General features: G+C 69.2%; 21 protein-coding genes. 15 read left to right on the top strand and 6 right to left on the bottom strand.

Annotated features, from left to right (window positions below; translation table 11 throughout):
- The first annotated feature begins 108 nt into the window (after nucleotides 1-108).
- The 14 genes from lgt to J2S75_RS10710 all read left to right on the top strand — a co-directional run bounded on the left by lgt (nucleotide 109) and on the right by J2S75_RS10710 (nucleotide 11701).
- Nucleotides 109-954, top strand: coding sequence for a prolipoprotein diacylglyceryl transferase (gene lgt, locus J2S75_RS10775; protein ID WP_307019863.1), 846 nt, complete (start codon nucleotides 109-111; stop codon nucleotides 952-954).
- Nucleotides 951-2078, top strand: coding sequence for a class I SAM-dependent methyltransferase (locus J2S75_RS10770; protein ID WP_307019862.1), 1128 nt, complete (start codon nucleotides 951-953; stop codon nucleotides 2076-2078). The genes lgt and J2S75_RS10770 overlap by 4 nt, the downstream gene beginning before the upstream one ends.
- Nucleotides 2075-2836 carry a peptidoglycan editing factor PgeF gene (gene pgeF, locus J2S75_RS10765; RefSeq protein WP_307019861.1) on the top strand — a complete coding sequence of 254 codons (762 nt, stop codon included), beginning with the start codon at nucleotides 2075-2077 and terminating at the stop codon, nucleotides 2834-2836. Before J2S75_RS10770 ends, pgeF begins: the two co-directional genes overlap by 4 nt.
- A gap of 8 nt (nucleotides 2837-2844) precedes the next feature.
- Nucleotides 2845-3996 (top strand): M24 family metallopeptidase, encoded by a 1152-nt coding sequence (locus J2S75_RS10760; RefSeq protein ID WP_307019860.1) that lies wholly within the window; start codon nucleotides 2845-2847, stop codon nucleotides 3994-3996.
- A gap of 86 nt (nucleotides 3997-4082) precedes the next feature.
- Nucleotides 4083-4760, top strand: coding sequence for a hypothetical protein (locus J2S75_RS10755; RefSeq protein WP_307019859.1), 678 nt, complete (start codon nucleotides 4083-4085; stop codon nucleotides 4758-4760).
- Nucleotides 4761-4908: 148 nt separating this feature from the next.
- Nucleotides 4909-5862, top strand: coding sequence for a ribose-phosphate pyrophosphokinase (locus J2S75_RS10750; protein ID WP_307019858.1), 954 nt, complete (start codon nucleotides 4909-4911; stop codon nucleotides 5860-5862).
- A 128-nt stretch (nucleotides 5863-5990) separates the two neighbouring features.
- On the top strand, nucleotides 5991-6914 hold the full coding sequence (locus J2S75_RS10745; RefSeq protein WP_307019857.1) for a hypothetical protein: 924 nt from the start codon (nucleotides 5991-5993) through the stop codon (nucleotides 6912-6914).
- A gap of 167 nt (nucleotides 6915-7081) precedes the next feature.
- Entirely contained in the window at nucleotides 7082-7705 is a 624-nt protein-coding gene (locus J2S75_RS10740; RefSeq protein WP_307019855.1) for a 50S ribosomal protein L25/general stress protein Ctc, read from the top strand.
- 132 nt (nucleotides 7706-7837) lie between these two features.
- A complete protein-coding gene (pth, locus tag J2S75_RS10735; protein ID WP_244375653.1) occupies nucleotides 7838-8449 on the top strand; it encodes an aminoacyl-tRNA hydrolase in 612 nt (203 codons plus the stop codon).
- Between the two features lie 129 nt (nucleotides 8450-8578).
- Nucleotides 8579-9676, top strand: coding sequence for a redox-regulated ATPase YchF (ychF, locus tag J2S75_RS10730; protein ID WP_307019854.1), 1098 nt, complete (start codon nucleotides 8579-8581; stop codon nucleotides 9674-9676).
- A gap of 20 nt (nucleotides 9677-9696) precedes the next feature.
- Nucleotides 9697-10173: a GNAT family N-acetyltransferase gene (locus J2S75_RS10725; RefSeq protein ID WP_307019853.1), complete on the top strand. Its 477-nt coding sequence runs from the start codon at nucleotides 9697-9699 to the stop codon at nucleotides 10171-10173.
- 73 nt (nucleotides 10174-10246) lie between these two features.
- Entirely contained in the window at nucleotides 10247-10705 is a 459-nt protein-coding gene (locus J2S75_RS10720; RefSeq protein WP_307019852.1) for a MaoC family dehydratase, read from the top strand.
- 9 nt (nucleotides 10706-10714) lie between these two features.
- Nucleotides 10715-11191, top strand: a complete 477-nt coding sequence (locus tag J2S75_RS10715) for a MaoC family dehydratase (protein WP_307019851.1) — start codon at nucleotides 10715-10717, stop codon at nucleotides 11189-11191.
- Nucleotides 11192-11413: 222 nt separating this feature from the next.
- Nucleotides 11414-11701 (top strand): GIY-YIG nuclease family protein, encoded by a 288-nt coding sequence (locus J2S75_RS10710; RefSeq protein WP_307019850.1) that lies wholly within the window; start codon nucleotides 11414-11416, stop codon nucleotides 11699-11701.
- Between the two features lie 211 nt (nucleotides 11702-11912).
- Here the strand turns inward: J2S75_RS10710 and hemF are convergent, their stop codons facing one another.
- Nucleotides 11913-12806, bottom strand: coding sequence for an oxygen-dependent coproporphyrinogen oxidase (gene hemF / locus J2S75_RS10705; RefSeq protein ID WP_307019849.1), 894 nt, complete (start codon nucleotides 12804-12806; stop codon nucleotides 11913-11915).
- Between the two features lie 68 nt (nucleotides 12807-12874).
- Nucleotides 12875-13570 (bottom strand): VIT1/CCC1 transporter family protein, encoded by a 696-nt coding sequence (locus J2S75_RS10700; RefSeq protein ID WP_307019848.1) that lies wholly within the window; start codon nucleotides 13568-13570, stop codon nucleotides 12875-12877.
- Between the two features lie 136 nt (nucleotides 13571-13706).
- On the opposite strand from J2S75_RS10700, the gene J2S75_RS10695 reads away from it, so the two are divergent.
- Complete coding sequence (locus J2S75_RS10695) at nucleotides 13707-15569, top strand: ABC transporter ATP-binding protein (RefSeq protein WP_307019847.1); 1863 nt, start codon at nucleotides 13707-13709, stop codon at nucleotides 15567-15569.
- Here the strand turns inward: J2S75_RS10695 and greA are convergent.
- From greA to J2S75_RS10675, 4 genes are all read right to left on the bottom strand, one after another.
- Nucleotides 15532-16080 (bottom strand): transcription elongation factor GreA, encoded by a 549-nt coding sequence (gene greA, locus J2S75_RS10690; RefSeq protein ID WP_307019846.1) that lies wholly within the window; start codon nucleotides 16078-16080, stop codon nucleotides 15532-15534. The genes J2S75_RS10695 and greA overlap by 38 nt on opposite strands.
- 96 nt (nucleotides 16081-16176) lie before the next feature.
- The gene (locus tag J2S75_RS10685; protein WP_307019845.1) at nucleotides 16177-16470 is read right to left on the bottom strand and encodes a HigA family addiction module antitoxin; all 294 of its coding nucleotides are present in this window, start codon (nucleotides 16468-16470) and stop codon (nucleotides 16177-16179) included.
- Nucleotides 16471-16480: 10 nt separating this feature from the next.
- Nucleotides 16481-16762, bottom strand: a complete 282-nt coding sequence (locus tag J2S75_RS10680) for a type II toxin-antitoxin system RelE/ParE family toxin (RefSeq protein WP_307019844.1) — start codon at nucleotides 16760-16762, stop codon at nucleotides 16481-16483.
- 59 nt (nucleotides 16763-16821) lie between these two features.
- Complete coding sequence (locus J2S75_RS10675; protein ID WP_307019843.1) at nucleotides 16822-17295, bottom strand: tRNA (cytidine(34)-2'-O)-methyltransferase; 474 nt, start codon at nucleotides 17293-17295, stop codon at nucleotides 16822-16824.
- Nucleotides 17296-17483 lie beyond the last annotated feature (188 nt).

Genomic DNA, 17483 nt, shown 5'->3' with positions numbered 1-17483 from the left:
GCGCGGCGGGCACAGGCGCCTTGATCCCGTCACGCAACGGGGGCAAAGCGAAGATGCCGCCTTCCGCACGTCCGCCGCCGGCCGCGCGCCCTTCCGCCGAGAGGTCCGATGCTGCTCACACCGCCGCTGCTCGCTTTGCCCTTTCCCAATATCGACCCGGTGCTGATCGAGCTCGGCCCCTTCGCCATACGCTGGTACGCGCTGGCCTATATTGGCGGCCTGCTGTTCGGCTGGTGGATGGCCAAGCGGCTGTGTTCCAGCCCGGCGCTGTGGGGCGGACAGGCGCCGATCAAGCCGGAGGAGTTCGACGACGCGGTGGTGTGGATCGCGGTCGGCGTCATCCTCGGCGGGCGCATCGGCTATGTGCTGTTCTACAACCTGCCCTTCTATGCCGAAAACCCGCTGCAGGCCTTCACCCTGTGGCATGGCGGCATGGCCTTCCATGGCGGCTTTCTCGGCTCCATCCTCGCCATGTACCTGTTCTGCCGGCGGCGGGGCCTGCCCTTCGTCTCCATGCTTGATATCGCCGCCTCGGTGGTGCCGGTCGGCCTGTTGCTCGGGCGGCTGGCGAATTTCATCAATGGCGAATTGTGGGGCCGGCCGACCGATGTCGCCTGGGCCTTCGTCTTCCCGCATGGCGGGCCGGAGCCGCGCCATCCGAGCCAGCTCTATGAAGCCGGGCTGGAGGGGCTGGCGATCTTCCTCATCCTGCAGCTCGCCATCCGCGCCGGCGCGCTGACCCGGCCGGGCACGGTGGCCGGAATGTTCGTGTTCCTCTATGGCTGCGCCCGCATCTTCGTCGAGTTCTTCCGCGAGCCGGACCCGCAGCTCGGCTATCTCTTCGGCGGCTGGCTGACCATGGGCATGCTGCTCTCCCTGCCCATGCTGGCGCTGGGGAGCTGGCTCGTCTGGCGCGCCCGCCAGCGCCCGGCGCTCCGCGCAGGTGCCGCATGAGCGCGCTGGCGGCACAGCTCGCCCGGCAGATCGCCCTCACCGGCCCGATCACCGTCGCCGATTATATGGAACAGTGCCTGTTCCACCCCACGCTCGGCTACTACACCACGCGCGAGCCCTTCGGCACATCGGGCGATTTCATCACCGCGCCGGAAATCAGCCAGATGTTCGGCGAACTCATCGGCCTGTGGGCGGCGGAAACCTGGCTGCGCCTCGGCTCGCCCGCGCCTTTCGTCCTCGCCGAATTCGGCCCCGGCCGCGGCACGATGATGGCCGACATGCTGCGCGCCACCGCCCGCGTGCCCGGCCTGCATGAAGCCGCGCGCGTGGTGCTGGTGGAAGCCTCGCCCCGGCTGCGCGCCCGGCAGGCGGAAACGCTGCGCGGCCATGCCGTCGAATGGGTGGAGCGGATCGAGGCGCTGCCGCCCGGCCCGCTGATCGCGCTCGGCAACGAGTTCATCGACGCGCTGCCGATCCGCCAGTTCGTCCGCACGCCGGACGGCATCGCCGAGCGCATGGTCGGCCTCGATTCCGCCGGCACGCTCGCTTTCGGCCTGCGCCCCGGCGCCCGTCTCGACGCGCGCGGCGAGGCCCGCCTCGCCGCGGCCCCGCTGGGCGCGGTGCTGGAAACCTGTCCGCTCGGCCTCTCCATCGCCGCCACGCTCGGTGCCCGCATCGCCCTGAGTGGCGGCGCGGCGCTGCTGGTCGATTACGGCCATGCCGGCGAGCGGGAGCGAGGCGGCGGCTTCGGCGATACGCTGCAGGCGCTTCATCGCCAATCCTTTGACGATGTGCTGGCCCATCCCGGCGAAGCGGACCTCACCGCCCATGTCGATTTCGCCGCTCTCGCCCATGCCGCCCGCACGGCCGGCGCACGGGTCTTCGGCCCCATTGGACAGGGCCTGCTGCTGGAGCGGCTCGGCCTGGACGAGCGCGCCTTCCGGCTGAAGCGCGCGGCGAGCGAGGCCGACCGGGAAATGGTGGAGGCGGCGCGCCTGCGCCTCGCCGGCACGGAAGAGGGGCAGATGGGCGCCCTCTTCAAGGCGCTCGCCCTGGTGCATCCTGCCCTCGACATGGCGGCCGGATTCGCCCCTTCCGAGCTGTTCGAGGACAATCCCGCATGAAGGTCGAATCTCCTGCGCTGAGCGCCCTGCCCGGCATCCGCCACGCTTTCTTCACCCGCGAGGACGGCGTGTCGCAGGGCATTTATGCCGGGCTCAATGGCGGCACCGGCTCGCGCGACGAACCCGCCCATGTCGCGGAGAACCGCGCCCGCATGGAAGCCGCGCTCGGCGTGCCGTCCGGTCATCTGCTCACCGCCTGGCAGATCCATTCGCCCGATTGCGTGATCGTGGACCGGCTGTGGGACGAGCGGCCGAAGGCCGATGCGGTCGCCACCGCGACGCCCGGCATCGCCGCCGCCGTCACCATCGCCGATTGCGGGCCGGTGCTGTTCGCCGACCCGCACGCCCGCGTCGTCGGCGCCGCCCATGCCGGCTGGAAGGGCGCGGTCGGGGGCGTGCTCGACGCCACGCTCGCCCGCATGGAAGAACTCGGCGCCCGGCGCGGAAACATCGTCGCCGCCATCGGCCCGCTGATCCGGCAGCCGAGCTATGAGGTCGGGCCGGATTTCATTGAAACGCTCACCGGCCTCGACGCCGGCAATGCGCGCTTCCTCGTCCCCTCGCCCCGGCCGGACCATGCGCTGTTCGACCTGCCCGGCTACATCGCCGCCCGGCTCACCGCGCTCGGCGTCGGCACCATCGACGATCTCGGCCTCGACACCTATGCCGACGAGGCGCGATTCTTCTCCTATCGCCGCGCCACCCATCGCGGCGAGCCCGACTATGGACGCCTGATCGCCGCCATCACCCTGGTGTGAGCTTCGCCATGACCCTGCATTTCACCGCACCCGAATTCGAGCGCCGCCGCCAGCGCCTGCTCACCGTCATGGCGGAACAGCGGCTCGACGGGCTGCTGATGTTCCAGCAGGAGTCCATGTACTGGCTCACCGGCTATGACACGTTCGGCTTCTGCTTCTTCCAGGCGCTGTGGCTCGGCGCGGATGGGCGGCTCGCTTTGCTCACCCGCTCGGCGGATCTGCGGCAGGCGCAGCACACCTCGCTGATCCAGGACATCCGCGTCTGGACCGACCGCGCCGACGCCACGCCGCAGCAGCAGCTGCGCGCCATGGTGACGGAGCTGGGCGGCGCGGGCGGGCGCATCGGCGTGGAATATGAGAGCTACGGCCTCACCGCCGCCAATGGAAAGAAGCTCGACGCCGCCTTTGACGGCATCGCCACGCTCATCGACGCCTCGCGTCTGGTGGACCGGCTGCGGGCGGTGAAATCGGCGGCCGAGATTCTCTATGTCCGGCAGGCCGGCAAGCTCGCTCTGGCCGCGCGCGAGGCGGCGCTCGCCACCATCGCGCCGGGCGTCGACGAGGGCGAGGTGCTGGCGGCGATGCAGGGCGCCATCTTTAGGGGCGGCGGCGACTATCCCGCCAATGAGTTCATCATCGGCTCGGGCGCGGACGCGCTGCTCTGCCGCTACAAGAGCGGCCGGCGCGTGCTCGGCGACGAAGACCAGCTCACCCTGGAATGGGCCGGCGCCTATCGCCACTACCATGCGGCGATGATGGAGACGGTGGTGATCGGCCCGCCGCGCGACCGGCATCTGGAGCTGTTCGCGGCGGCGAAACAGGCGCTGGAAGCCTGCGCCCATGCCATGGTGCCGGGCCGTACCGCCGGCGAGGTGTTCGCCGCCCATGCGCATGTGATGGACGGGCACGGGCTGGAAAAGCACCGCTTGGCGGCCTGCGGCTATTCGCTGGGCGCCAAATTCACCCCCTCCTGGATGGACCCGCCGATGTTCTACGAGAACAATCCCTGGGTTCTGGAGCCCGGCATGGTGCTGTTCGCGCACATGATCCTGATGGACAGCGACACCGGCACCGCCATGTGCCTGGGGCGCACCTATCTCGTCGGCGTTAACACTAACGAGGGCTTAACGCCCGCCCCTCTGGACCTGATCGTTAATTAGTTTTAACCCTTTCCCGTCCGCCGGCGACGTTCGCGGCCCTGCTTCGGCAGGGACACGCGGCGCGACCGGCCCACAGGGAATGGTTCATGCTCGCTCGCTTCCGCCCTCTGGGCCGACGCCTCACGACGACTGCGGTTCTTCTTGCCGCCCTCGCCCTCGGCGCCTGCCAGACCAATGGCGGCGGCAACAAGCCGGTGGCGGCGAACGCCATCTCCTCGGGCAACAAGACCATCGCCTTCGAATCCATCGACGGCCCGCCGGAGCCGGTGTTCAACCGGCTGGTGGCCGACCTCTCCGATCAGGCCAAGGCCCGGCAGATGCCCGTCGTCTCGCGCGGGTCGCAGGCGGCCTACCGGGTGCGCGGCTATCTCGCCGCCACCGTCGCCAATGGCAAGGGCGAGGTCGACTGGGTGTGGGACGTGTTCGACGCCGATAGCGACCGCGTGCTGCGCGTCGCCGGCCGCGAGAAGGTCGGCCCCGGCAAGGATGTCTGGAACAATCTCGATGACGCCACGGTGCAGCGCATCGCCGCCCAGAGCCTTGCCGAAATCTCGACCCGCCTCGCCGGCGGCACGCCTGAGGGCGCGTCCACGACCCCGGCGGCCGCGCCCGAACTCGACCCGGCGGATGCGCCGCCGGTCAACCCCGGCGACGGTCCGGTCGTCGCCAGCGCGGTGCCGGACGATATCCCCGCCGATGTCGTAACGGCACCTTCGGCGACCGAAGGCGCGAGCAGCGCCCTCACCTTCGCCTCCCATCCCTGAAGCCGCGTGGCACCTATGCGGCAACGCATGGGACAAGCGGGCGCGACGCGGCTCTGGAAGCTTTACAGGCCGTGCCGGCCCGCCTATCAGGTCTGCGCGACGGCCATAAGACGGCCGGCGGAAGGGTGACGGCTGGGAGCGCGCCGGAATGTCTGACAATAACGGTTCGATCAAACTCGTCGCCGGCAATGCCAACCGCCCGCTGGCGGAAGCGATCGGGGCCTATCTGCGCACGCCGATGACCAAGGCCGTGGTCCGCCGCTTCGCCGACATGGAGATCTTCGTCGAGATTCAGGAGAATGTGCGCGGCAAGGACGTGTTCGTCCTGCAGTCCACCTCGTTCCCGACCAATGACCACCTGATGGAGCTGCTCATCATCACCGATGCGCTGCGCCGCTCCTCGGCCCGCCGCATCACCGCCGTGCTGCCCTATTTCGGCTATGCCCGCCAGGACCGTCGCTCCTCCGGGCGCACGCCGATCTCCGCCAAGCTGGTGGCCAACCTCATCACCCATGCCGGCGCCGACCGCGTGCTCACCGTCGACCTGCATGCCGGCCAGATCCAGGGCTTCTTCGACATCCCGACCGACAACCTGTTCTCCGCCCCCGTGATGGTGGCGGACATCAAGTCGCGTTTCGAACTGTCCGACATCACCGTCGTCTCGCCCGACGTGGGCGGCGTGGTGCGCGCCCGCGCGCTGGCCAAGCGCATCGATGCCCAGCTCGCCATCGTCGACAAGCGCCGCGAGCGCCCGGGCGAGAGCGAGGTGATGAACGTCATCGGCGATGTCGAGGGCAAGCGCTGCATCCTTGTCGACGACATCATCGATTCCGGCGGCACGCTGGTGAACGCGGCGGACGCGCTGCTGGCGCGCGGCGCCACCGAAGTCTACGCCTATATCACCCATGGCGTGCTGTCGGGCGGCGCGGTTTCGCGCGTCACCGCCTCGAATCTCAAGGAACTGGTGATCACCGATTCGATCCAGCCGACCGAGGCGGTGCGGGTGGCGCGCAACATCCGCGTCATTTCCATCGCCAGCCTGCTGGCGGAGGCCATCGGCCGCACGGCGCATGAGGAAAGCGTCTCCAGCCTGTTCGACTGAGCGGGCGCGGAAACACCGCCTAACTCGTTGATGATGAACGCGCAGTGGCAAGATGCTGCGCTGCGCCATCTTGCGTCCACAGTTCGGCTGCACCCTGTCCGCTCGCTGAAATCGACCGGACTGTTCTGATGCCGCGTACTCCCTTGCCGCGTCTCTCCTTGCCGCGCCCCTTCGGGATCCGCCTCGCGCCCCTCACCCGCCGCGTCGCGCCCGCGACGGGCCTGCTGCTCGCCCTCGCCTTGCCGGCCGCCGCCCAGTCCATCGGCACCGTGACCAAGCCCGGCCTGCCGGACCCGTGGTTCGGGGTGATCATGATCTCGCCCTATGACGAGGCAGCCGCCGGGGGCTCGGCCTATGACGCCGCTCACGACGCGGCCGATGCGGCGGCGGAAGCGGCACAGCCCGCCCCGCCCCCGCCTGCCGCTGCGGCGGCGCCCGTGACCTTCGATCCCGCGCAGGAAACCGCCGTCATGCCCTCGCTGTGGGAGAGCATCGATCTCGGCCTCGGCGGACCGCCGGAAGAGCCGGAGCCGGAAGCGCCCACGCCCTACCAGCTGATCGAAAAGCGCAGCGCCCCCGTGCAGCGGGCGCGGACCCAGCTGCCGACGCAGATGGAGCTGCGCCAGGGCGCGGCGATCATGTCGGTCTCCTCCAGCGCCAGCGCCACCGCTCCCGCCTCAGGCGCGCTCGCGACCACCAGCACCAGCGGTTCGGGCGAACTGAAAGGCCGGCTCGGGCTGGAGCAGGACCATCTCACCGTCTACAGCACCGGCACTCTGGGCGCCTCCGCCGGACCGAACCCGGCCTCCGCGACGCTCTATGACAATATCGCCGTCGGCAGCACCGTGTCGGTGCCGCTGGCGCCGCTCGGCCTCGGGGCGGAACAGCTCGGCACGACGGTCGAGGTGGACAAGGGGCAGACGGTGCGCACCGGAGTGGAGCTGCGCGCGCCGGCCGGCCGCGCCGAGCGCTACATCTCGGTGGAGCGCTCGCAGGCGCCCGGTTCGGAGGCGAGCGGCCTCGTCAAGGCCGGGGTGCTCGGCAAGTTCTGAAGCCGCCGCGCCGGCGGCGCATTGCCGGCCAAGGCTTTTGCTGCTATGAGCCCGCCCGGCCCCGGCCTTTCCGCACCCCTGGAGGCGCGCCGGGGCTCACCGTACCGAGCCTGAAGGAACGGGCCGCGCAAGCGGCCTTCTCCTTTTGCAACCATTTGAGGACAATCATGACCGCCATCAAGGAACTGAAGGCGCAGGCGCGCACGAAGGTCGGCAAGGGGGCCGCTCGTGCAGAACGCCGCGCCGGTCGCGTACCCGCCGTCATCTATGGCGACGGCAAGGCCCCCGTCGGCATCACGCTCGATCATATCGAGATCAACAAGATCATCTATGCCGGCCACTTCCTGACCACGCTGTTCAACGTCGAGGTCGAGGGCGAGAAGCACCGGGTGATCCCGCGCGACTATCAGCTCGATCCGGTCAAGGACTTCCCGCTGCACATCGACTTCCTGCGCGTCGCCGTTGGCGCCACCCTGTCGGTCGACGTGCCGGTGCACTTCCTGAACGCCGAGACGGCCCCGGCGATCAAGCAGGGCGGCACGCTGAACATCGTCAGCCACACCGTTTCCCTCAACGTGCCGGCGGACTCGATCCCCGACGCGATCGAGGTCGATCTCTCCGGCTACAATTTCGGCGACTCCATCCACCTCTCGGCGGTCAAGCTGCCGGCGGGCGTGACCTGGGCCGGCCATGGCGACGACACGCTGGCCACCATCACCGCCCCGTCGGGCCTGAAGGAAGCCGAGGAAGACGAAGCCGCGGCTGCCGCGGCGGACGCCGCCAAGGGCTGACGCCTTTACGGCTGAAACGGCTGATCCGGGCGGCCCTTCGCGGTGCCGCCCGCCCATCCCGCGAGGAGAGCCGGAAGCCCGCTTCCGGCTTTTGTCGTTTCGCGGCGAGGCATGAACTGCAGGAGGCGCGCGGTGCTGCTGTTCACCGGGCTCGGCAATCCCGGGTCCAAATATGCCGGCAACCGGCACAATATCGGCTTCATGGCGGTGGACGCCATCGCCCGCCGGCATCGTTTCTCGCCCTGGCGCCGCCGCTTTCAGGGCGCCGCCTGCGAAGGCGAGATCGAGGGCCAGAAGGTGCTCGCTTTGCTGCCGGAAACCTACATGAACGAGTCCGGCCGCGCCGTCGCCGAAGCCCAGCGCTTCTACAAGATCGAGCTGCGCGACGTGTTCGCCTTCCATGACGAACTCGACCTGCCCCCTGCCAAGGTGCGCTACAAGGTCGGCGGCGGCAATGCCGGGCATAATGGCCTGCGCTCCATCACCGCCCATTGCGGCAATGACTATGCGCGCGTGCGCCTCGGCATCGGTCATCCCGGCGACAAGGCGCTGGTGCACAATTACGTGCTGAGCGACTTCGCCAAGGCCGAGCGCGACTGGGTGGAGGCGGTGTGCGACGGCTGCGCCGAACTTGCCGGCCTGCTCGCCACCCACCGGCTGGACGAGTTCCAGAACCGCATGCACCTGTTTCTGGAAGCGCGCGGCGTCGGCCCGGCGGAAAAGCCCGGCAAGAAGCCGGGCTGAACACCGGGCGCCTTCCCCGCCGGTGGCGCCTCACTTCGCAGGGCCTCACTTCGCAGGGCCTCACTTGCACTCGCCCGCCATTCTGCCTAACCACGGCGGCAATTGTTCCTCTCGACCGAGCATCGCATCATGGGCTTCAAATGCGGCATTGTCGGCCTGCCCAACGTCGGCAAGTCGACCCTCTTCAACGCGCTGACGCAGACGGCGGCGGCGCAGGCGGCGAACTACCCGTTCTGCACCATCGAGCCGAATGTCGGCGACGTGGCGGTGCCGGATGCGCGGCTGGAGACGCTGGCGCAGATCGCCGGCTCGCAGCAGATCATCCCCACCCGCCTCACCTTCGTCGACATTGCCGGCCTGGTGCGCGGCGCCTCCAAGGGTGAAGGGCTCGGCAACCAGTTCCTCGCCAATATCCGCGAATGCGACGCCATCGCCCATGTGGTGCGCTGCTTCGAGGATTCCGATGTCACCCATGTCGAGGGCAAGCTCGCCCCGGTGTCCGACATCGAGACCATCGAGACCGAGCTGATGCTCGCCGACCTCGAAAGCCTGGAAAAGCGCGCCGGCGCGCTGGAGAAGAAGGCCAAGGGCGGCGACAAGGAAGCCAAGGAGCTGCTCGACCTGATGAACCGCGCCCTCGTGCTGCTGCGCGACGGCAAGCCGGCGCGCCTCGTCGAGGTGAAGCCGGAGGAGGAGAAGGCCTTCCGCATGCTCGGCCTGCTATCCTCCAAGCCCGTGCTCTATGTCTGCAATGTCGAGGAAGCCTCGGCCAAGAACGGCAATTCCCTCTCGGCTGAGGTCTTCGCCCGCGCGGCGGAGGAAGGCGCCAAGGCCGTCGTCGTCTCCGCCAAGATCGAGAGCGAGATCGCCGTGCTGCCGGCCGAGGAGCAGAAGGACTATCTCGAAGCCATCGACCTCGAAGAGCCCGGCCTCAACCGCATCATCCGCACCGGCTATGAGCTCTTGAAGCTCGTGACCTATTTCACCGTCGGCCCCAAGGAAGCCCGCGCCTGGACCATCACGGCAGGCACCAAGGCACCGGGCGCGGCCGGCGTCATCCATTCGGACTTCGAAAAGGGCTTCATCCGCGCCGAGACCATCGCCTTTGACGACTATGTCAAGGGCAAGGGCGAAGCCGGCGCGCGCGATGCCGGCCGGCTGCGGCTGGAAGGCAAGGAATATGTCGTCGCCGATGGCGACGTGCTGCATTTCCGCTTCAACACCTGACCCGCGACGACCGCGCGCCCATGACGGCTGACGACGGCGCTCCCGTGCTCCGCCCCGCCCGCCCCGGCGAGGGCGGCGCGCTGTTCGAGGTGACGCGCCTTTCCGTCGCCGGCCTCGCGCGCGGACATTATTCCGCCGCGCAGATCGAGGGATGGATGGGGGAGCGCACGCCCGCCTATTATGAGGCGCTCATCGCCCGGGGCGGCGTGGTGGTGGCCGACCGTGGCGGCGCGGTGGTCGGCTTCGTCGATGCCGAGCCGGGCGAGATCACCCGCCTGTTCCTGCTCCCCGACGCCGCCGGGGCAGGTCTCGGCCGCCGCCTGCTGGAGATCGGCCTCAAAACCGCCCGGCGCGGCCATGACGGCCCGGTGAAGGTGGAAGCGACCGCCAACGCCGAAGGCTTCTACCGCCGCCACGGCTTCCGCCCCATCGGCCGGGGCTTCTTCTCCCACGGCGTCGGCGGCGACCCGATCGCCATCGTGAAGATGGAACTGTAGCCGACCCGCCCCTCGCCGCTCTTGACCTTGCCGCGCCGCTCGCCTGTCATGGACGGGCGCAGGGGGGGACGCGATGCTGTTCTGGGAGGATTTTCAGGAGGGGCATGTGGCCACCTGCGGGCGCTATGTGGTCGGGCGCGAGGAAATCCTCGCCTTCGCCCGCGACTACGACCCCCAGCCCATCCATCTCGACGATTCCGCCGCCGAGGCGACGCGGCTCGGCGGGCTCTCGGCCTCCGGCTGGCATCTGTGCTGCATCTTCATGCGCCTCGCCGCCGACGGCTTCCTCATCGGCAGCGACTGCCTCGGCTCGCCCGGCCTCGACGAGGTGCGCTTCCTCAAGCCGGTGCATCCCGGCACGGTGCTGAGCCTGCGCCGGCAGGTGCTGGAGACCCGCTCCTCGAAAAGCCGGCCGGAAATGGGGCTGGTGAAATTTCGCTTCGAACTGCTGGACGCCGCCGGCGAGGTGATGGCGGACCTTGTCGGCACCATCCTGTTCGGCCGGCGCAATCCCGGCTTCCGGCCAGCCTGAGGGGGTGTCATGCGGTTCTTTGAGGATATCGAGATCGGCGCCCGCACCCGGCTCGGCGCGCACAGCTTCACCGAAGGCGAAATCGTCGCCTTCGCCCGCGCCTTCGATCCGCAACCCTTCCATCTCGACGCGGCGGCGGGCGCGCGCACCCATTTCGGCGGGCTGGTGGCCTCCGGCTGGCATGTGGTGGCGATTTCCGCCCGGCTGCGGGCGCAGGCCTGGGCCCGCGAGCATGAGCTTCTGCGGCGCGAGGGAAGGCCGGTGCCGCGCCTCGGTCCCTCCCCCGGTTTCAAGGATCTGCGCTGGCTGCGCCCGGTGCGCCCCGGCGACACGCTGGCCTTTCTCAGCGAGGTGACGGCGAAGAAGCCGAGCGCAAGCCGTCCGGAATGGGGCCTCGTCTTCACGCTTGAGACCGCCACCGACCCCGCCGGCACGCGGGTGCTGGAGTTCACCAACAGCCTGTTCGTGGAACGGCTGGAGGGGTGACGGGGGCCTGACCGCCCCCTCATGCCCGGGCTTGACCCGGGCACCCAGAGACGGCTCCGCTCGCCAAGCCCTCGAGCAAGCCATGCGGATGCGGAAAGCTGGATCCCCGGGTCAAGCCCGGGGATGAGGACGTGTGTAGCTGGGGACCTGCGCTCCGACTCATGCCCGGGCTTGACCCGGGCACCCAGACTTCACACTCTGACCGGCGGGGCGTGACAGGCCATGAAGCCGCACTGGGTCTATATCCTCGCCAGCCAACGTAACGGGACGCTCTATGTCGGCGTGACCCGAGATCTTCCCAAGCGCATGCACGAGCATCGGACAGGCCTGTTCGGCGGGTTTACCGAGCAATACGGGGTCAAGACGCTTGTCTTTGCCGAGCCGCACGACACCGCCATGGCCGCGATCCAGCGCGAAAAGAACCTCAAGCACTGGCCGCGCCGCTGGAAGCTCGCCCTGATCGAGCGCGACAATCCCGACTGGCGGGACCTTTACGACGACCTGCTGTGACGGCCGAAAGGCTGGATCCCCGGGTCAAGCCCGGGGATGAGGGCGTGTGTAGCTGGGGACCTGCGCTCCGCCTCATGCCCGGGCTTGACCCGGGCACCCAGAGACGGCTCCGCTCGCCAAGCCCTCGAGCAAGCCATGCGGATGCGGAAAGCTGGATCCCCGGGTCAAGCCCGGGGATGAGGGGGCAGAAGGGGATTCAGCGCTCGCGCTGTCACGGCCACTTCACCACCGGCGGCATGGAGGAGAGGATCGAATCCACATTGCCCCCGGTCTTCAGCCCGAACAGCGTGCCACGGTCATAGAGCAGGTTGAACTCGACATAGCGGCCTCGGCGGATCAGCTGTTCCTCGCGCGCCGCCTCGTTCCACGGCGTCGCCATGTTCGCCCGCACGAGACGGGGATAGACATCGAGAAAGGCAAGCCCCACCGCCTTGGTGAAGTGGAAGTCCGCGTTCCAGTCGCCCGAGTCCAGCCAGTCGTAGAAAATGCCGCCGATGCCGCGCATTTCCTTGCGGTGCGGCAGATAGAAATACTCGTCGCACCACTCTTTGTAGCGGGCATAGTCGATGTGCGGGCGGCCCTCGCAGGCGCCGCGCATCGCCGCGTGGAAAGCCACCGAATCCGGGTCTTCCTGGGTGCGGCGGGCTTCCAGCACCGGGGTCAGGTCCGCCCCGCCGCCGAACCACGCCTTGGTGGTGACGACGAAACGCGTGTTCATGTGCACCGCCGGCACATGCGGGTTCGCCATATGGGCGATGAGCGAGATGCCTGTCGCGTGGAAGCGCGGGTCTTCCTCCGCGCCGGGAATCTGCTTGCGGAATTCGGGCGCGAATTCGCCATGCACGGTGGAGCAGTGGACACCCACCTTCTCGAACAGCCGCCCGCGCATCAGCGACATCACGCCGCCACCGCCCGGCGCGCCGGAATGGTCGGTACGCTGCCACGGGGTGCGCTCGAAGCGGCCGGGGGCGCCGGGATAGAGCGCTTCCGGTGCCTCGTCCTCCAGCGTTTCGAAGGCGGCGCAGATGCGGTCGCGCAATTCCTCGAACCAGGCGCGGGCGGCGGCCTTGCGGGCCTCGATGGCGGCGGCGGTCTCGGCACTCATGACGGCTGCTCCTGCGGATGGACGCAGGCCCGCTTCTAGCCTCTCCCGCCGCGCGCCGGAAGGGCGGGCTACACCATCGTGCCGGAGACCGCGCCGATGGCGGCGGTGGCGGCCATGGCCAGCGCGCCCCAGAAGGTGACGCGCAGCGCCGCCTTCACGGGATCGGCCCCGCCCGCCTTCGCCCCGGCAACGCCGAGCAGGGCGAGGAAGGCCAGCGCGGCGCCCGACACCGTCAGCGGCAGGCCGGAGAGCGGCATCAGCAGCGCGGTCGCCAGCGGCAGCGCCGCGCCGGCGGCGAAGCTGGCGGCGGAAGCCAGCGCCGCCTGCACCGGGCGGGCGGCGGTAATCTCGTTCATGCCGAGTTCGTCGCGCGCATGCGCCTCCAGCGCGTCCCTCGCCATCAATTGCCGCGCCACCTGGCGGGCGAGCGCCGGATCGAGCCCGCGCCCGACATAGATCTGCGCCAGTTCCTCCTCCTCGCCGGCGGGATCGGCGGCAAGCTCGGCGGTTTCGCGCGCGAGGTCGGCGCGCTCAGTGTCGGATTGCGAGGAGACCGAGACATATTCGCCCGCCGCCATCGACATGGCGCCCGCCACCAGCCCGGCAATGCCGGCGAGCAGCACGGCGTCGCGCTCGGCATTGGCGGCGGCGACGCCGACGATGAGGCTGGCGGTGGAGAGAATGCCGTCATTGGCCCCCAGCACGGCGGCACGCAGCCAGCCGGCACGGTCGACATAGTGATTCTCGGTGTGGCGCGGGCGCATGCGGGGTCTCCGTCGGTCAAGGCGCGGGAGGCTGCGCCGGAACCATTACATTCTTATGATACCGCCGGCGCCTGTGGGAAACCGTCCCCCGCCGGGGGACACAAAGGTGCCGCATCGCGAGCGCAGAAGGCGGCCCATGCTGACGCGCATCTTCACCCTGTTCGAGAAGCTGGTCGACCCCTTCCATCCCGCGCCCATCGGGCAGCCGCCGGAGGGGTTGATCGCGTTTTACTGGCACTTCGTGCGCCAGACCGGCTGGGTCTATGTCGCGGCGCTCGGCGCGGCCTTTGTCGTCGCGCTGATCGAGGTGTCGCTGTTCCGCTATATCGGCCAGATCGTCGACCTTCTGCAGGCGTCCAGCCCCCAGACCTTCTTCGCCGACCATGGCAGGCTGCTGCTGTGGATGGCCTTCGTCGTCGTCGTCGCCCGCCCCTTGGCCAATCTGCTGCACGATTTGCTGGTGCGCCAGACGATCACCGCCAAGGTCGGGCCGATGATCCGCTGGCAGTCCTATCGCTGGGTCATCCGCCAGAGCGTCGGCTTCTTCAACAATGATTTCGCCGGCCGCATCGCCACGCGGGTGCTGCAGGCCGGTCCGGCCCTGCGCGGCTCGGTGGTCGAGGTGATCGACGCGCTGTGGTACGCCGGCATTTACGCGGTGAGCGCCGTGCTACTCTTCGCCGAGGCCGATTGGCGGCTCGCGCTGCCGATGGTGGCGTGGATCAGCTTCTATGTGCTGGCGCTCGTCGTCTTCGTGCCGCGCATCCGGCATCTGTCCAAGCGCACCGCCGAGAGCAATTCGGCCCTCACCGGCCGGGTGGTGGACAGCTACACCAACATCCTCACCGTGAAGCTGTTCGCCCATTCCGACCGCGAAGACAGCTATGTCCGCGCGGCGCTGGCGCGCAATGTCGACGACAACAGCCGCCAGCAGCGCCACATCTCGCGCATGGCCTTCACCATCAGCGTGCTGAACAGCCTGATGCTGGGCGCGGTCGGCGCGCTCGGAATCTGGCTGTGGTCGGTGGGCGCGATCAATCTCGGCGCCATCGCGCTGTCCACCGGCCTGTCGATCCGCATCGTCAACATGTCCGGCTGGATCATGTGGGTGGTGACAGGCGTGTTCGAGAATGTCGGCACGGTGCAGGAGGCCATCACCACCCTGTCGCGCCCGCGCGACGTGGCGGACGCGCCCGCCGCCCCGGCGCTGCGGGTGAGCGAAGGCGAGATCCGCTTCGAGCGCGTGTCGTTCCACTATGGCAAGGGCGGCGGGGTCATCGACGACCTCTCGCTCACTATCCGCCCCGGCGAACGCGTCGGGCTGGTCGGCCCGTCCGGCGCCGGCAAGTCGACGCTGATGAGCCTGCTGCTGCGCTTCTACGATCCCGAGTCGGGCCGCGTGCTGATCGACGGGCAGGATGTGCGCGGCGTGACGCAGGATTCGCTGCACGCGCAGATCGGCGTGGTGACGCAGGACACCTCGCTCATGCACCGCTCCGTGCGCGACAACATCGCCTATGGCCGGCCGGACGCCAGCGAGGACGCCATCCGCACCGCCGCGCGGCGCGCGCATACGGACAGCTTCATCGACACGCTGTCCGACCCGCAGGGCCGCATCGGGCTCGACGCCCATGTCGGCGAGCGCGGGGTGAAGCTCTCCGGCGGCCAGCGCCAGCGCATCGCCATCGCCCGGGTGCTGCTGAAGGACGCGCCGATCCTCATCCTCGACGAGGCGACCTCGGCGCTCGATTCGGAGGTGGAAGCGGCGATCCAGGCCAATCTCGACGAGCTGATGACCGGCAAGACGGTGATCGCCATCGCCCACCGCCTCTCCACCATCGCCCGCATGGACCGGCTGGTGGTGATGGAGCACGGGCGCATCGTCGAGAGCGGCACCCATGCCGAACTGGTGGCGAAGGGTGGTCTTTACGCCCGCCTCTGGCACCGCCAGTCCGGCGGCTTCATCGACGCGGATGAGGTCGAGGCGGCGGCGGAATAAGGGCGCTCTGGCCGCCGGCCTCGTCGACCCAGGCGATGGAGAGGATTTCGAGGCTGCGCCCCCCGAACTCGACCACGTCGCCCACGGCTTTGCCCATCAGGGCGAGCGCGACGGGGGAGCCATGCGAGATCGTCGCCCGCGACGGGTCGGCCTCATCCTCGCCGACGATGCGGTAGGTCTGCACCCGGCCATCCTCGCGCTCGAAACTCACCGTGTGGCCGAAGGCGACGACCTCGTGCGAGGCGGGAGGCGGGGAAAGCTGGGCCGTCTCCACGCGCTGGGCATAGTAGCTGACATCGCGCAGGGGAATCGCCGCCTGCCGGCGCCGCTCATTGACATCGTCCAGCGCGTTCGCGGCCGCCAGCGCCTGCTGCGCGGCGGCGAGTTCCGCCTGCAGCCTCGCGAGCCCCGCCTGCGTCACCAGATTGATTCGGCCGGAGATCGGGCGCGGCGGCAGAATCGTCTCCGACGCCGCCTCGGCGCTCTCTTCCTTCGCAAACGCAACGCTCACGTCGCCGGGCTCCTGTCAGGCGTTCACCATGTGTTGGCCCACAGCTAGCACCGCGCGGGGCGGGCGGGCTATGGGCCGTATACCGAGCACGAAGGCTCAGGCAGCCTCGCGCGGGGTTATGTTCGCGAGCTCCGGCCGTTCCGCCTGCGTCTTGGCGAGGTCGAACGCGGTCTGGAGATTCATCCAGAATTCCGGGCCGGTGCCGAAATAGCGGCCCAGCCGCAGAGCCGTGTCAGCCGTGACCGGCACTTCCTCGCGCGCCAGCCGCTCGATGCGGGTACGCGGCACGTGCAGCGCCTTGGCAAGGCCATAGGGCTTGAGCCCCAGCGGCATCAGAAACTCCTCGCGCAGGATTTCGCCGGGATGGATGGGCGGAGTAGGACCGATCATCGCGCGCTCCTTAGTGATAGTCGGTGATCTCGACCTCGGCCGCATTGCCGTCCCGCCAGAGAAAGCAGATGCGGAACTGGTCATTGATGCGAATGGAATGCTGGCCGGCACGGTCGCCTTTCAGCGCTTCCAGCCGATTGGCCGGCGGCGCGCGCAGCGACTCCAGCGTCACCGCGGCGTTGAGCATGGCGAGCCGGCGCTGCGCCACCCGCACCAGATCGGCAGGAAAACCCTTGCCGACACGGCCATTCCACACCGCCTCCGTTCTCTTGTCCCTGAAACTGACGATCATCGTGGCGTGCGGCGTGAACGACGCAGCAAACGTATCTCAATATGATACGTCGCGCAACATCAGTTCCGCACCGCCGCCAATCCCCCCGTCTGCCGCAGCGCCTCGCCGAGAATCATCGCCCCCGCCAGCGCGACATTGAGCGAGCGGGCGCCCGCCACCAGCGGGATGACGATTCGCGCATCGGCCGCCTGATGCACCTCCTCCGGCACGCCGGCACTTTCACGGCCGAGCAGCAGCACGTCGTCGGGCGCGAAGGCGAAGGCGGTATAGGCCACGGCGCCGCGCGTGGTGCACAAAACGAGGCGCCGCCCCTCCCCTTCCCGCCACGCCTCGAACGCCGCGAAGCTCGCATGGCGGGTGATGGCGGCGCGGTCGAGATAGTCCATCCCCGCCCGGCGGAAACCGGCATCGCCGACAGGAAAACCCGCCGGCTCGATAATGTGCAGCGACAGGCCGAAACAGGCGCTCATGCGCGCCAGAGTGCCGGCATTCGGCGCGATATCCGGCTGATAGAGCGCCAGCGCCAGCGCCATGAGAAACCCCTCCCTCACCCGGCCGCGACGCGGCAGGAGCGCGTTGCCTAGGCCAGCCGCCGGCCCGGCGGCAAGGCTGGTGGCGGCGGAATCCGCGCACGCCGCGCGGCACGCGGCGCCCGAGGCTGCCGGCCGGCCCGCGCCGCCGGGCACGAAGACCCCTCGCGCGCTGGGGGCAGGACGGGTTG

Source organism: Ancylobacter polymorphus, from assembly GCF_030813495.1.
GTDB classification, from domain to species: domain Bacteria; phylum Pseudomonadota; class Alphaproteobacteria; order Rhizobiales; family Xanthobacteraceae; genus Ancylobacter; species Ancylobacter polymorphus.
The sequence above is the reverse complement of the archived record's forward strand: the minus strand, read 5'-3'. Positions and strand labels throughout refer to the sequence as shown.

Bases quoted from the DNA above. Each gene is read 5' to 3' on its own strand.
- J2S75_RS10695 (WP_307019847.1), top strand. From the start codon at position 13,707: ATGCTGACGCGCATCTTCACCCTGTTCGAGAAGCTGGTCGACCCCTTC.
- J2S75_RS10685 (WP_307019845.1), bottom strand. From the start codon at position 16,470: ATGATCGGTCCTACTCCGCCCATCCATCCCGGCGAAATCCTGCGCGAG.
- ychF (WP_307019854.1), top strand. From the start codon at position 8,579: ATGGGCTTCAAATGCGGCATTGTCGGCCTGCCCAACGTCGGCAAGTCG.
- J2S75_RS10700 (WP_307019848.1), bottom strand. From the start codon at position 13,570: ATGCGCCCGCGCCACACCGAGAATCACTATGTCGACCGTGCCGGCTGG.
- J2S75_RS10770 (WP_307019862.1), top strand. From the start codon at position 951: ATGAGCGCGCTGGCGGCACAGCTCGCCCGGCAGATCGCCCTCACCGGC.
- hemF (WP_307019849.1), bottom strand. From the start codon at position 12,806: ATGAGTGCCGAGACCGCCGCCGCCATCGAGGCCCGCAAGGCCGCCGCC.
- J2S75_RS10680 (WP_307019844.1), bottom strand. From the start codon at position 16,762: ATGATCGTCAGTTTCAGGGACAAGAGAACGGAGGCGGTGTGGAATGGC.
- J2S75_RS10715 (WP_307019851.1), top strand. From the start codon at position 10,715: ATGCGGTTCTTTGAGGATATCGAGATCGGCGCCCGCACCCGGCTCGGC.
- J2S75_RS10720 (WP_307019852.1), top strand. From the start codon at position 10,247: ATGCTGTTCTGGGAGGATTTTCAGGAGGGGCATGTGGCCACCTGCGGG.
- J2S75_RS10740 (WP_307019855.1), top strand. From the start codon at position 7,082: ATGACCGCCATCAAGGAACTGAAGGCGCAGGCGCGCACGAAGGTCGGC.
- J2S75_RS10760 (WP_307019860.1), top strand. From the start codon at position 2,845: ATGACCCTGCATTTCACCGCACCCGAATTCGAGCGCCGCCGCCAGCGC.
- J2S75_RS10675 (WP_307019843.1), bottom strand. From the start codon at position 17,295: ATGGCGCTGGCGCTGGCGCTCTATCAGCCGGATATCGCGCCGAATGCC.
- lgt (WP_307019863.1), top strand. From the start codon at position 109: ATGCTGCTCACACCGCCGCTGCTCGCTTTGCCCTTTCCCAATATCGAC.
- J2S75_RS10745 (WP_307019857.1), top strand. From the start codon at position 5,991: ATGCCGCGTACTCCCTTGCCGCGTCTCTCCTTGCCGCGCCCCTTCGGG.
- J2S75_RS10725 (WP_307019853.1), top strand. From the start codon at position 9,697: ATGACGGCTGACGACGGCGCTCCCGTGCTCCGCCCCGCCCGCCCCGGC.
- J2S75_RS10750 (WP_307019858.1), top strand. From the start codon at position 4,909: ATGTCTGACAATAACGGTTCGATCAAACTCGTCGCCGGCAATGCCAAC.
- J2S75_RS10710 (WP_307019850.1), top strand. From the start codon at position 11,414: ATGAAGCCGCACTGGGTCTATATCCTCGCCAGCCAACGTAACGGGACG.
- J2S75_RS10755 (WP_307019859.1), top strand. From the start codon at position 4,083: ATGCTCGCTCGCTTCCGCCCTCTGGGCCGACGCCTCACGACGACTGCG.
- pgeF (WP_307019861.1), top strand. From the start codon at position 2,075: ATGAAGGTCGAATCTCCTGCGCTGAGCGCCCTGCCCGGCATCCGCCAC.